The 13517-nt window shown below is 59.1% G+C and carries 12 protein-coding genes and 1 tRNA gene; 8 read left to right on the top strand and 5 right to left on the bottom strand.

Annotated features, from left to right (window positions below; all coding sequences use genetic code 11):
- Positions 1-53 precede the first annotated feature (53 nt).
- On the top strand, positions 54-200 hold the full coding sequence (locus tag AB4072_RS01515; RefSeq protein WP_441965138.1) for a hypothetical protein: 147 nt from the start codon (positions 54-56) through the stop codon (positions 198-200).
- A 174-nt stretch (positions 201-374) separates the two neighbouring features.
- Here the strand turns inward: AB4072_RS01515 and AB4072_RS01510 are convergent, their stop codons facing one another.
- From AB4072_RS01510 to AB4072_RS01495, 4 genes are all read right to left on the bottom strand, one after another.
- Positions 375-1076: a TylF/MycF/NovP-related O-methyltransferase gene (locus tag AB4072_RS01510; RefSeq protein ID WP_441965137.1), complete on the bottom strand. Its 702-nt coding sequence runs from the start codon at positions 1074-1076 to the stop codon at positions 375-377.
- 11 nt (positions 1077-1087) lie between these two features.
- Positions 1088-2929, bottom strand: coding sequence for a dihydroxy-acid dehydratase (gene ilvD, locus AB4072_RS01505; RefSeq protein WP_441965136.1), 1842 nt, complete (start codon positions 2927-2929; stop codon positions 1088-1090).
- A gap of 211 nt (positions 2930-3140) precedes the next feature.
- A complete protein-coding gene (locus AB4072_RS01500) occupies positions 3141-3536 on the bottom strand; it encodes a DoxX family protein (RefSeq protein WP_441965135.1) in 396 nt (131 codons plus the stop codon).
- A gap of 124 nt (positions 3537-3660) precedes the next feature.
- Positions 3661-5538, bottom strand: a complete 1878-nt coding sequence (locus tag AB4072_RS01495) for an LTA synthase family protein (RefSeq protein ID WP_441965134.1) — start codon at positions 5536-5538, stop codon at positions 3661-3663.
- Positions 5539-5795: 257 nt separating this feature from the next.
- Here AB4072_RS01495 and AB4072_RS01490 point away from each other — a divergent pair, with 257 nt between their 5' ends.
- Together AB4072_RS01490 and AB4072_RS01485 are read left to right on the top strand one after the other, a co-directional pair.
- On the top strand, positions 5796-6572 hold the full coding sequence (locus AB4072_RS01490; protein WP_441965133.1) for an endonuclease/exonuclease/phosphatase family protein: 777 nt from the start codon (positions 5796-5798) through the stop codon (positions 6570-6572).
- An 87-nt stretch (positions 6573-6659) separates the two neighbouring features.
- Positions 6660-7454 (top strand): glycosyltransferase family 2 protein, encoded by a 795-nt coding sequence (locus tag AB4072_RS01485; RefSeq protein WP_441965132.1) that lies wholly within the window; start codon positions 6660-6662, stop codon positions 7452-7454.
- A 16-nt stretch (positions 7455-7470) separates the two neighbouring features.
- Here the strand turns inward: AB4072_RS01485 and AB4072_RS01480 are convergent, their stop codons facing one another.
- The gene (locus AB4072_RS01480; RefSeq protein ID WP_441965131.1) at positions 7471-9063 is read right to left on the bottom strand and encodes an ABC-F family ATP-binding cassette domain-containing protein; all 1593 of its coding nucleotides are present in this window, start codon (positions 9061-9063) and stop codon (positions 7471-7473) included.
- A gap of 291 nt (positions 9064-9354) precedes the next feature.
- On the opposite strand from AB4072_RS01480, the gene AB4072_RS01475 reads away from it, so the two are divergent.
- The 5 genes from AB4072_RS01475 to AB4072_RS01455 all read left to right on the top strand — a co-directional run bounded on the left by AB4072_RS01475 (position 9355) and on the right by AB4072_RS01455 (position 13511).
- A tRNA-Ser gene (locus AB4072_RS01475) sits at positions 9355-9445 on the top strand.
- A 347-nt stretch (positions 9446-9792) separates the two neighbouring features.
- Positions 9793-10515 carry an HAD family hydrolase gene (locus AB4072_RS01470; protein ID WP_441965130.1) on the top strand — a complete coding sequence of 241 codons (723 nt, stop codon included), beginning with the start codon at positions 9793-9795 and terminating at the stop codon, positions 10513-10515.
- Between the two features lie 118 nt (positions 10516-10633).
- On the top strand, positions 10634-11737 hold the full coding sequence (locus AB4072_RS01465) for an ABC transporter substrate-binding protein (RefSeq protein WP_441965129.1): 1104 nt from the start codon (positions 10634-10636) through the stop codon (positions 11735-11737).
- Positions 11738-11871: 134 nt separating this feature from the next.
- The gene (locus AB4072_RS01460) at positions 11872-12726 is read left to right on the top strand and encodes an ABC transporter permease (RefSeq protein WP_441965707.1); all 855 of its coding nucleotides are present in this window, start codon (positions 11872-11874) and stop codon (positions 12724-12726) included.
- On the top strand, positions 12723-13511 hold the full coding sequence (locus AB4072_RS01455; protein WP_441965128.1) for an ABC transporter permease: 789 nt from the start codon (positions 12723-12725) through the stop codon (positions 13509-13511). The genes AB4072_RS01460 and AB4072_RS01455 overlap by 4 nt, the downstream gene beginning before the upstream one ends.
- Positions 13512-13517: the final 6 nt, after the last annotated feature.

Raw genomic sequence — 13517 nt, 5'->3', positions numbered from 1 at the left:
TTCTCACCAAGCTGAGCATTTAGGAATGCCGAAGCTTGAGGAGTACTGTGCCTATGGACCGAGGTGTTCTTTATGCGGTGATAGCCGCGCTCGTCGTCGTGGTGGGTCTCTTTGCCTACCAATCCTATGAGAAGGACAGGAACACGCTCCAGATCGAAGTCGGTCCCGGTGGCGTAAAGATAGACCCACCGAAAAACTGATCGACCGCCCGTTCAGGCGGCCGGTTGCCGGGTTTCCAGGCCGTTGCTCCGAGCGTTTCCATGGTGTGCCGGCGTTGGGCAAGCACTTCAAGGGCGCAATCGCGGATGGGGCTACAATTCTCTCTTTGATAGCCGCTTGTGATGCAGCAGAGCCGAAGGCCTCGGCGCTCTAGACTAGAGTGCCGCAACTCGATGAGAGCGCTTGATCATCCACGCGCCATAAAATTTCTCCATGGACCTGATGCGCCAGGAAAAATCATTCTGAGACAAGAAGTCATGTGTTGCCCTGGCACAGCCATCCCATGCGTAATAATCGTCTAAGATGATCGCTCCTTCATCGACGACGAATGGTGTGAGCTCTGTCAGGACATAGTGAACCGGCTCATACCAGTCGCAATCGATGCGAAGGAGGGCAATTCCACGACGAGATAATTCGTCTCTATGAACTGGAATGCTATCGTTAAACCAACCTGGAACAACAATGGCTTCACTATCCGTAAAACCGAATTGCCGAATGGCTTCCCGGACTTGCGGCAGGGGCGCTGTACAGTTGTCAAAATAGTGAGGAGCATCAACGGCGCGCTGATATTGAAGGGCTAGAGGCCCATCTCGGTCATCGGCGGGTGGCAATCCCTGGAAACTATCTAGCATCCACACAGGCTTGAGAATGCGTCCGAATTTGTAGCGCTGAGCCAACAGCATTGCAAAACTGGATCCTCCCATCCAGGTCCCACACTCGACAAAATCACCGTTACGGTTTTCTTCGAAAGTTTCCAGCGCCAAGCGTACTGTTGTTGCGACGCTTTCCGGCGGTGCCATCGTATAGGGCTTTACTTCCGCCACGATGCGTGAGGCAATATCTTCGATTCCAGACAAGATCATATTCTCTACTCCGGCAACACTCGCACGGCCCCTCGGGCGGCGCTCGTCGTCATGGATGCGTAGGCCCGCAGAGCCGTCGAGACTTTGCGGGTGCGGTTGCCAGGTTTCCAAGCCTTCGCGCCGAGCGCTTCCATGGCGCTCCGGCGTTGGGCAAGCACCTCATCCGGCACCGCGAGTTTGATGGAACGATTAGGGATATCGATCTCGATGCGGTCGCCCTCTTCGACAAGGCCGATCAGGCCACCCTCGGCGGCTTCCGGCGAGACGTGGCCGATGGAAAGGCCGGAGGTGCCACCGGAGAAGCGGCCGTCAGTGATGAGCGCGCATGCCTTTCCGAGGCCCTTGGATTTAAGATAGCTCGTGGGATAGAGCATCTCCTGCATACCGGGGCCGCCGCGTGGGCCTTCATAGCGGATCACGACGACGTCGCCAGCCCTCACGCCGCCATTCAGAATGCCATGGACCGCGGCATCCTGGCTCTCGAAGACGCGGGCCGGCCCGCTGAACACGAGAATGCTTTCATCGACGCCAGCCGTCTTCACGATGCAGCCTTCGAGTGCGATGTTGCCGGAGAGGACGGCGAGGCCGCCATCCTTCGAGAACGCGTGTTCGGCGGAACGGATCGTGCCCTTCTCACGGTCGAGATCGAGTTCCTCCCAGCGACGATCCTGACTGAACGCCACTTGGGTCGGAACGCCACCCGGAGCGGCGAGGAAGAGATTGCGGACACTCTCGCTGCCGGTGCGCTTCACGTCCCACCGCGCGAGAGCATCGGCCATGCTGGTCGCGTGCACGCAACCGCAATCGCTGTGAAGCAAGCCCGCGCGATCGAGTTCGCCCAGAATACCCATGATGCCGCCGGCCCGATGCACATCTTCGATATGCACATCGGAAACGGCCGGAGCGACCTTGCAGAGCACCGGCACACGGCGCGAAAGCCTGTCGATATGCTCCATCGTGAAATCGACTTCCGCCTCATGGGCGGCGGCGAGAATGTGAAGCACCGTGTTCGTCGAGCCGCCCATGGCGATATCGAGCGTCATGGCGTTTTCGAATGCGTTGAAGTTCGCGATCGAGCGCGGCAGAACCGATGCGTCGTCCTGCTCGTAGTAGCGGCGTGCGAGGTCGACGATGAGATGCCCGGCCTCGACGAAGAGGCGTTTGCGGTCCGCATGGGTCGCGAGAATGGTGCCGTTGCCGGGAAGTGCGAGGCCCAGCGCCTCGGCGAGGCAATTCATCGAATTCGCGGTAAACATGCCCGAGCACGAACCGCAGGTCGGGCAGGCCGAGCGCTCGATGATCTGCACTTCTTCATCCGTCACGGAATCGTCCGCCGCAGCCACCATCGCATCGACGAGATCGAGGGCCTTGAGTTTGCCGCGCAGATTGACCTTGCCGGCTTCCATGGGGCCGCCGGAGACGAAGATCGTCGGGATATTGAGGCGCAGGCTCGCCATCAGCATGCCGGGGGTGATCTTGTCGCAATTCGAGATGCAGACCAGCGCGTCGGCGCAATGAGCATTCGCCATGTATTCGACTGAATCCGCGATGATCTCGCGCGACGGCAGGCTGTAGAGCATGCCGTCATGGCCCATGGCGATGCCGTCATCGACGGCAATCGTGTTGAATTCCTTGGCGACGCCGCCCGCTTTCTCGATCTCGCGGGCCACAAGCTGACCGAGATCCTTCAGGTGCACGTGGCCCGGCACGAACTGAGTGAAGGAGTTCACGACCGCGATGATCGGCTTGCCGAAATCTTCATCCTTCATACCCGTCGCGCGCCAGAGACCGCGCGCGCCCGCCATGTTGCGGCCGTGAGTTGTCGTACGGGAACGATAGTGCGGCATCGGAAGACCCAATCAGAAATGGAGCATCAGCGTGAAAAGGCTCTTACACCGAGACCGAACCGGCGTCCAAATCTTTAGAGCATAGCCGTATTGCGGCGGCACAAGGGGGGGCTTGGAGCATGTAAAGGGCCTTGAGCACCGCCATGAAAAAGGGCGCCTTGCATGGCGCCCTTCGAAGATCTAGCCGAAGGCCAGCTTAAGCCTTCCAGGTTCAAGCCTTGCGGTTATTGTCCAGCGCCCAGGCACCGGGCCCGGCCGCCGCCAGATAGAGGAAGACGAAGCAAAAGAGGATTGCGGCATCGCCCCCGTTCAACGCCGGGAAAGGACTCTTCGGGGCATGCGCCATCCAATAGGCGACCGCCATCTGACCGGACAGGATGAAAGCCACAGGGCGGGTAAACAATCCCAGGACGAGGAGGATGCCGCCGGCAATTTCCAGCATGCCTGCCAAGCCGAACAGGCTGAAGAGAGGCGGCCCACCGTTCCCGGAGGCGGGGAAATCGAGAAGTTTCTGAGTGCCATGCGCCATGAAGATCAGGGCCGCCACAATCCGCAGAATAGCCAGCAGGCGAGGGGCCCAGACCGTTTCAAGTTGAAGAGCATTCATGGGGTATCGTCTCCAGAGCAAAGGTGAGTACCGGCGCTTAAAGACTCACCTTTCGCGTTTCCAGAGTGAAGCGATACTTGTTCGATCACGAATTGCTTACCTGGGGATCGATGCCCTTCATCCGTCATGGTTTCGGTTGCGCGATGGCCGACGATGGATACGCGCAAGTCTGCCCAGGCATTTCACAGAACAGAATGTTGCGAGCGTAGTTCCCCCCGATCATCTGGTCATACTGAAGTGCATGATACTCAGCGAACAAGGACTCCAGTTCCGCGGGCGGTTCGGGCGGTAAAAAGCCCGACGCATTCGTCGCCAGGGTGCGCCGGTCGTTGACGCGGATGTCTTTCCTGACCCGGCCGAGGAACCCCGTATAGAACGGATGGTCGATATTGAGCGTTCTCGTGACCAGCTCGGGTACGAAAGCGGGGCTGATGATCCCTATGGGAGGCACAGGCTTTCCGTCACTCCACCAGGCGACAAGCGGAGTGCGCCTGAAGCGCCGTTCCTCGGAGAGATTGGCGTTGCCGGGCGTCGCCATGAGCCCTGTAGTGCGATAGATCGATAAGTCTCCAAGGCCGGGCGCGTGATCCCCGAAAAAGATCAGCAATGTCGGACGTCGCCGTTTCGCCAGCTCCTCCGTCAAGCGTTGCAGCGCCTTGTCCGAGTATTCTATCCCCTGCACATAGCTGCTGAGGATGCCGGCTTGATCCTTGGTGATGTTCCCGCCGGGCTGGAGTTGCATTTTGCCATAGCGTTTCGGATTGAATGGCGTGTGGTTCTGCATCGTCACGGCAAAGAGGAAAGTCGGCGCGTCCTCGTCCAGTTCGTCGAGGATGTAATCGGTGACCTGTTCGTCGGAGGTGTAGACGCCCAGGGTTGCCGGCTGCTTCATGTCCGAAAGGCCCAGGAATTGCTGGAAGCCGAACCGGGGGTAGACCTTTTCGCGGCTCCAGAACCACTTGTGATAAGGGTGCACGGCAACGGTCCGATACCCAAGTGAGCGGAAGAGCCAGGGTAGCGCGGGTGTGGGCCGGGGAATGTATTGTTGATAGGGGAAACTTCCTTCGGGAAGAAATGCGGTGCTAAAGCCCGTCAGCGCCTCGAACTCAGTGTTTGCGGTACCTCCGGCAAAGACCGGGGAATAGATCTCGCCTTTCTGGATAGAGCGGATAAAGGGCAATGGGTCGCGGTCGTACGTCACACCAGGAAACTGTGTCGGATCCCAGAAGGCCTCGCTCATGATGATCACGACGTCAGGGGCGTCCGAAGCAATGTGCTTGATCGGTGCTGTCGGTGCGTAAGCGTTTGCAATCTCTTCGAGATGATCCTGCGAATAGTCGCTCGGCTGCTCGACCATCGCGATGTCGGCATTGAGAAGGAAGGCAAGAATGAAGCCGTTTTTCCTGTAGCTGTCGCTTTGGATGATTGGGTTATTCTTGATCCCGAACGTTCTCGAGAAGTAGACCTTGCCCTCGCGCTGGGTGGCATAAAGCGCGCCCGCCAGAACGAGGCTGCTCAAGGCCAGTCCGATCAGCCGATAGGCGATTGGCAGCCGGTTGGTGCGGGCCCTCATGAGTCTCATGGCCCACACAAAGGCCGCGACCCCGATCACTCCGAAGAGGCCAATACCCGCAGCGGCGAGAGGGCGGTTCTTCAACAATTGCGGCAAAAGATCGATGACCTGATCGACGAAAAGGAAATCCCACGGAAACAAAGGTTCCATCAGGTACTTCTGCTTCTCCCCGCTCATAAACCCGACCATTCCGAACAGGGCTACAGTGATCATCGCGCCCAAGTAGCGCCGCCCGAGAATTGAGTCGAAAAGGACGCATGCGGCCACCACGGCCGCGAAGGTCAGGCCAGCCGCGATCGGATATGTCCAAATGAATGAAAAGCCGGCGGACAAATCGCGTAACGCGCCGAACTCGATGAGATTGATACCGGCAAGACCGAATATTCCGTAGAAGACCGGAACACTGAGGTAGGATAAAAATCTGTTCATGGGGAGATATCGAGCCTGCCTTCGGGGGCTTGTCTTGCCGATCATGAAATCGACTATGTCAGTAGGTCTGCGCGGATGCGCGGTATTGATTCGGTTGGGCCAGCTTAGCCAAGAATAGGCTACTAACATTACCTTTCGCAACGTTGTTTAGAAACTCTGACGCAGGGGACTTGGAGGCCGCCGCAATGGACAGCCGGCACGAAACCTGCTCAGAAATTTGACCTTGGCTACAAGGGGGCGAGGCGCGTTTAATCAAAATGGTTCGCATTCTCACCTACAATGTTCATCGGTGGCTCGGGACCGACCGGAAGATATCGCCTTCACGCACGTCGGAAGTGATCGCGTCCTGCGAGCCGGATATCGTTGCCCTGCAGGAGGTTCGGGTGGGGCGGATCGATGCAGGCGCGGCCGACCAGGCAGAGATCGTCGCCAAGGATCTCGGCATGGAACTCCATTTCCAGCCGACGATCAGGATTCTCGGTGAACAATACGGGATCGCCATTCTGACCCGTCACCATTCCCGCACCATTCAGTGTGGACGCCTACCGAGCCTTTCTCCAGGCCCGGCTTTCGAGAAGCGTTGCGCCCTCTGGGTGTCTGTGACGGTTGGTGGGCACAAGGTTCAAGTCATCAATGCCCATCTCTCGCTCCGGTCCGGCGACCGTCTTGCCCAGGCCGGTGCATTGGTCGGAGCCGATTGGATGGGGCATCCTGATTGCGCTGATCCGGCAATCCTGCTTGGCGATTTCAACGCCCCGCCGCAATCACGGTCCTATCGGCTGATGGCGAGCCACCTCCGCGATGCGCAGGTCGACAATCCCAAGGGGGAACCCAAGCCGACTTTTCACACACGGGCGCCTGTCCTGCGGCTTGACCATATTTTCGTCACCCCCTCGATCAAGGTGCTCGAGGCGGCTCCGGTGCGCACGGCGCTGACCCGGGTGGCGTCCGATCATTTTCCTCTTTTGGCTCATCTCAGGTTTGGGAGATCGCATACCCGTTCAGGTGCCAAAGGCGAGCCTCGCAAGGAGTGATCGATCCTCTGGGGCGGCTTTGGCTCTCGGTCCCCTTGCAACTGACCGCTGCGGCGGCTAGCAATCCGCATCATTCATACGCGCATCATGCTTCCAATATCTGTCTTTATCATCGCCAAGAACGAAGCCGACCGTATCGGGGAGACCATCCGGGCTGTCCGGGACCTGACCGACGACCTGATTGTGGTCGATTCAGGCTCGACCGACGGCACGCAGGCTGTCGCGGAAGAACTCGGCGCACGGGTGGTCCACAATCCGTGGCCCGGCTACGGACCTCAGAAACGTTTTGCCGAGGACCTTTGTCGCCACGAGTGGCTTCTCAATCTGGATGCCGACGAGGTCGTTCCTCCCGACCTCGCTCAGGAAATCCGATCTCTTTTTGCGGAAGGCGAGCCGCCCCGCAACGCTTATCGTATCAGGATCGCCGAGATATTTCCGGGCGAGGCGGCGCCTCATCCTCTTGCCTACGCGCTTGTCCCCGTGCGCCTCTACCGAAAGGACGCAGGCCGCTATTCGCCATCGCTGGTCCATGACAGGGTCGATTTGAACCCGGGCGCGAAAGTCGGCCGGCTGAAGGGGACGGTGCACCATTGGTCCGTCCGCTCCCTTGGAGATCAGATCAGCAAACTCAACCGTTATTCCGACCAGCAAGCGGTGGATCTCGACATTCGCGGGGTTTCCATCCCGACCTGGCGCGTGTTCTTCGAGCTCCCTGCGGCTTTCATCAAAGCCTATATCGGACGCCGCCACCTGTTTCGGGGCACCTACGGCTTTCTGACAGCGATGAACTACGCCATGTCGCGTCATCTCAGGCTGGCGAAGCATTATGAGCGCCGCCGACTGAGCCAAGGACATCCCCAGAACGACGCCGGAGAGGCTTAATTCCGCTACTCACCAATCAGGTGTGCGCGCATGCGAGATCCAGCTTGCGTGAGACCGCGATGGATCTGAGGAATGTTTCGTCGTGGCTGACAATCAGGAGCGCGCCGTCATAGGCGCGCAATCCCGCCTCGACAGCCTCGATCGAGTCGATGTCCAAATGGTTGGTCGGCTCGTCCAGGATCAGGAGAGAGGGCGGAGTCGGCCCGCCGAGCACGCAAGCCAGACCAGCCCGCAACAACTGCCCGCCACTTAGGCTGGAGACGACCTGTAGCGCCGCATCGGCTCGGAACATGAACCGGGCGAGAGCGGCGCGGCAGGCATTCTCATCCGTCTTCGGATTGAGGCGCCGGAAGTTGTTCCGGACCGAGGCTGACGGATCGAGAAGGCTAACCTGTTGGTCGAACATTGCAAAGTCGGTCATGACCCGCACGGTCCCGGTCCATGGCCGCAACTGCCCGGTGACGAGCGCCAGGAACGTCGTCTTGCCGGAACCGTTCGGCCCGACGACAGCAACGCGCTCTGGCCCGGTGATGGCAAGGGAAAGATCCTTGATGATGGGTCGGTCTGGCTCGTAACCGACACTCGCAGCGTCGATCATCAGAACCGATTTGCTGGCTGGCAAGTGTGTCGGTGGCAGAACGACGGAGAGTGGCTGAAGGACTTCAATGCGCTCACGAGCGGAGGCGGCAGCCTCGAGAGCTTGCGCGCGACGCCGCTCTGCGAGACGGGCATTCTCACCGCTCGTGTCCTCGCTTCGGTCCTTGCGTAGACCCGCGAGGAGACGTGGCATGTCGCCCTTTGCACGCCTCCCCTGGCCGACACGATCCTTGCGTGCTTTCCTCTCGGCGGTTTCTTGCGCTCTTCGGGCCATCTCGGCAGCGCGCTTCTCGGCGTCCGACAGATCGCGCCGAGCGGCGGCGAGCGCAAGGGCCTTGCGCTCGCGGTACTGGCTCCAACTGCCGCCATAGCGAGTGGCTCCCAGCGAGGTCAGCTCGACGATGGCGTCCACGGCCTCAAGCAGTTCCCGGTCATGGCTGACGATGATTGCCCCGCTCCGCCAGTTGGCGAGGAGATCGATCACCGCCGTTCGTCCCTCGCGGTCGAGGTTGTTCGTCGGCTCATCCAGCAGCAGGAAGTCAGGCTCCGCGAAGATGAGCGCGGCAAGGCGGGCCCGCGTTCTTTGTCCGCCCGACATTGTCGCCAAACGTGTTTCGCGGTCCACATCGAGCCCGACGCGGCCGAGAGCGGAAGCAACTCGAGCCACCAGGGTCCAGTCGGCACCCGCAAGTTCTTCGACAGTGGCTTCGCCGCTCTCGGCACGACGAAGGATCGCTAGCGCTTCGGCAATGCCGAACAGATCCGCAATGGTTTCGCCTGAATCGACCTGAACGGTTTGGCGGAGGATACCCAAGGTACCATTGACGGTGACCGTGCCGGAGTGAGGACTCAGTTCGGCTGAGATCAGCTTGAGGAGGGTGGTCTTGCCGATGCCGTTGCGGCCGACTAGTCCCGCCCGTTCCGGGCCGAAGGTCAGCTCGAGATCGGAAAGGAGAGCACGACCGTCAGGCGTGGACCATGAAAGTCTGGAGAGGGCGATTGAGGCAGGCATGGACACGGATTCTCCCGGTGGCAAAGCAGATTGGCAGTGCTGTCGGGTTGAGATCCATTGGTGCCCACATCCTTTAAATATGACGCATCCTGGAGAGCTGGGCGTCGCATGCCTGATATACGGTGGCAGCCTGCCAGTCGCAAGTTCCCTGATCAGTGCGCGATAACAGTTCCGGCCTGGTGGTGTTTGCTACCGAATGCCGCTTAATTCGGTGGTTAGATCCAGGAAGATCGTTTTCGAGCGACTACGGCATTGACCCCGAAACAATCACCTCTTAAGAACTCCGCCACCGGAGACGTGGCCGAGCGGCTGAAGGCACTCGTTTGCTAAATGAGCATACCCCAAAAGGGTATCGAGGGTTCGAATCCCTCCGTCTCCGCCAAAATTCCTCAATAAAGTCAATAGATTAGCTAATTTTTTGAGATTTCGAGAAAATCGAACTTGCTCCGTCCGGCCGTGCTTATGGCCGCTTCAGTCAAGGCTGGATTCTCTCGGGCGTCTCGGAATGCGGAAATTCGCTCCCGCTTACGACAAAACGGGACTGGCAAACGAAAGGGCGTGAGATAGTCGACCTATCTAACGCTGTTGCTGCCAACCCAGCCAGGGTGGCTCTGCGAGCACATCTTGAAGGCGTCCTAGACTACGATTGTAGAGGTCTTGTAGTCAATCTGCACCTTGTGGCGCCTGAATGAATGCCCGTCTCACAAGCATCATCTTCGGCAGAAACGCATGACATCAAATCTGACTGCGATCTTGTTCGACAAGGATGGTACGCTGATCGACTATCATAAGAGCTGGTCGAGCGTGAACCGTGCGGCGGCGGTGATGGCCGCGTGTGGTGACGAGGAGCTTGCCTTGGACCTTCTCCTGGTCGGCGGGTTTGATCCTTCAAGTGGTCAGATCAGTCCCGACACTCTTCTGGCGGCTGGAAGTACGACAGAAATCGCACATGCTTGGACGAATGCTGGAAGTCCGATGTTCGCAGACGATCTTAAAGACGCTTTAGATCGCCTGTTTCAAGAATCCGTTGCCACTTCAGTGCCGGTGACGGATCTGGGGGCACTCTTCGTACGCTTGAAAAAACGCGGTTTCAAACTCGGGATTGCCAGTACCGACAGTGAGCTGGCTGTTCGCGCGACGGTAACGCGGTTCCGATTGGAAATGCTCGTCGATTTCGTTGCAGGCTATGATAGCGGTTTCGGAACGAAGCCGGACGCGGGTATGTTTCGTGCGTTTTGTAGCGCCACCGGAATCCGTCCGGCGGACACGATCATGGTTGGCGACAATGTGCACGACATGGCCATGGCGGCCGCAGGCGGCGCCGGCTTCAAGGTCGGCGTTCTGACGGGAACCGGTACGCGTCGGAGCCTGAGTCCTCATTGTGACATCTGCATAGAGAGTATCGCCGGATTGGAAGAATTACTGGCGAGCAACACGAACTTGGGGAGCTGATCTGCCTGCGGAACCTGGGTCGGCCTTTGCCCACAGGCCGAAACAGAAGTGTCACATAAACCGTCTATGCGCTCCTATGGGACAGCCTGTGAGGCCTTGTCCATCAGGAGTTTTTGCTATGAAACAGGCTTTGGTTCGTTTGACCTCCGCATCCGTGCTGGCGATGTGGGCGGTGACCGGTGCGGCGAGCGCGCAGTCGATGGATCAGCTCATCGCGGCTGCCAAGAAGGAAGGGCAACTGAGTGTCATTGCCTTGCCGCGCGACTGGTGTGGTTACGGCGCAGTGATCGACAGCTTCAAAGCGAAGTATGGCATTCAGGTCAACGAACTGAATCCGGATGCGGGTTCAGGCGACGAGCTCGAGGCCATCAAGGCCAACAAGGGCAACGCGGGTCCGCAGGCTCCCGACGTGATCGACGTGGGCCTTTCCTTCGGTCCTTCCGCGAAGTCGCAGGGCCTTCTGCAGCCCTATAAGGTCTCGACCTGGAACACCATTCCCGACAGTGCCAAGGATGCCGAAGGCTACTGGTACGGCGACTATTACGGCGTGCTCGCCTTCGAGGTGAACAAGGACATCGTGACCAATGTTCCGAAGGATTGGTCCGACCTGCTCAAGCCCGAGTACAAGAATACCGTCGCTCTCGCTGGCGATCCACGCGCTTCCGCGCAGGCGATCCAAGGCGTTTACGCCGCGGGCCTCTCGGCCGCGCAAGGCGATGCGTCGAAAGCTGCCGAAGCCGGCCTGAACTTCTTCTCCGATCTGAACAAGAAGGGAAACTTCGTGCCCGTGATCGGCAAGGCGGCCTCCGTTGCTCAGGGAGCCACGCCGATCGTCATCCGCTGGGACTACAATGCGCTCTCGGATCGCGATACGCTGAAGGGTAACCCGGCTATCGAAGTCGTGGTGCCGAAGACCGGCGTGGTGGCGGGCGTGTATGTGCAGGGCATCAGTGCTTACGCACCGCATCCGAATTCCGCCAAGCTCTGGATGGAGCACCTCTATTCGGACGAAGGCCAGATCGCGTGGCTGAAGGGCTATTGCCACCCGATCCGGTTCCAGGATCTTGCGAATAACAAGAAGATCCCCGCCGATCTGCTCGCCAAGCTCCCCCCGGCCGAGGCCTATGACAAGGCCGTCTTCCCCACGCTTTCTCAGCAGGATGCTGCCAAGGAAGTGATCACGAAGAAGTGGGACAGCGTCGTCGGCGCGAAGGTGAACTAACGTCTGACAATTGCGATTATGCCCGCCGTCATTTCAATGACGGCGGGCGTTGGATTCGGTTCGAGCCTATCAGGCAAACTGGCGCCCACATGTCTCAGCAAGTGCAAACCTCATCGCTTCCCGCCGCACCCGCGATGAAGCTGCCTGCGATGCCTTTGGCATGGCTTGGCACTGTGCCCTTTCTTCTGTTTGCCCTGTTGTTTCTAATCGCGCCGGCCGCGTTTCTCATCGTGGGAGCGTTTCAGGATTCGAGCGAGCATTTCACGCTCGACAATATCGCGAACCTCTTTCAGACCTCCATTCTCGATGCTTATTGGATCAGCATAAAGGTCAGTGCAGCCTCGGCCATCGGGGGCGCAGCGATTGGGTTTTTCCTGGCCTATGCGGCCGTATCCCGGGGCCTGCCGTCGTCGGTCCGCTCGACGCTCATGACTTTCTCGGGCGTGGCTTCGAACTTCGCGGGCGTGCCTCTCGCCTTCGCATTTCTCGCGACGCTGGGGCGCACCGGATTGGTCACCACGCTGCTCGTCAAATATGCCGGATTCAACATTTACAGCACCGGCTTCAACCTTCTCAACTTCTGGGGGTTGGTCATCACTTATCTGTACTTCCAGATTCCGCTGATGGTGCTGATCATCACGCCCGCTCTCGACGGGTTGAAGCGTGAATGGGGTGAGGCGGCATCCATCTTAGGGGCCAGCCGAATGGAATATTGGCGTTATGTCGCCCTTCCAGTCCTCTGGCCCAGTCTGCTGGGCACAATGCTGCTTCTTTTCGCCAACGCCTTCGGCGCGATCGCGACGGCCTACGCGCTCACCGGAAGCTCGCTCAACATCGCGCCGATTCTGCTCTACGCGCAAATCCGCGGCGATGTCCTGCACAATCCTAATCTCGGCTACGCGCTGGCATTCGGAATGATCGTCATCACGGGCCTGTCCAACGGATTGTACATCTGGCTTCGGAGCCGTAGCGAAAGGTGGCTGCGATGAAAAATTCACGATCCGGAGCATGGATCTCCATCACCCTCGGCGCGCTCTACTTTCTTATCCCCCTGATCGCGACTTTCGAGTTTTCGCTTCGGCTACGGCGCGGGGAATACAGCTTCGATGCCTATCGCGTTGTTCTGACCGATCCGCATTTTCAAGCGACGTTTACTTATTCGGCAATCGTGGCACTGGCGACGATCATCGTCGGCGCCGTCCTGATCGTGCCGACAGCTTACTGGGTTCAGTTGCGCCTGCCGCGCCTTCGCCCCGTTATGGAATTTGTTACGCTCCTGCCTCTCGTCATCCCGCCGATCGTTCTCGTGTTCGGCTATCTGCGCATGTACAACAGCTCGTCCTGGCTGCCGCTGACGGGGAGCGTGGGCGGAACGAATGTGCTTCTCACCTTCGGTTATGTGACCCTAGCGCTCCCTTACATGTATCGCGCCGTCGATACGGGATTGCGCGCTATCGACGTCAGGACCTTGACGCAAGCTGCCGAGAGTCTTGGCGCCGGGTGGCCGACCATTCTCCTGCGGGTCATCCTGCCGAATGTTCGCGTCGCAGTCTTGAGCGGCGCATTTCTCACCTTTGCGATCGTGATCGGCGAGTTCACGATCGCAAGCCTTCTGAGCCGTCCCGCTTTCGGCCCTTACCTGCAACTCGTTGGAGCCAACCGCGCCTATGAGCCTTCCGCCCTTGCGATTATCGCCTTCATGATCACCTGGGCCTGCATGGGGCTGATTCAGGTCATAGGGCGTGGGGCCAACCGCTATCGCGCCGCGCGCTGATGGAGA

This window comes from Microvirga sp. 2MCAF38 (genome assembly GCF_052115485.1).
In the GTDB taxonomy this organism is placed as follows: domain Bacteria; phylum Pseudomonadota; class Alphaproteobacteria; order Rhizobiales; family Beijerinckiaceae; genus Microvirga.
The sequence above is the reverse complement of the archived record's forward strand: the minus strand, read 5'-3'. Positions and strand labels throughout refer to the sequence as shown.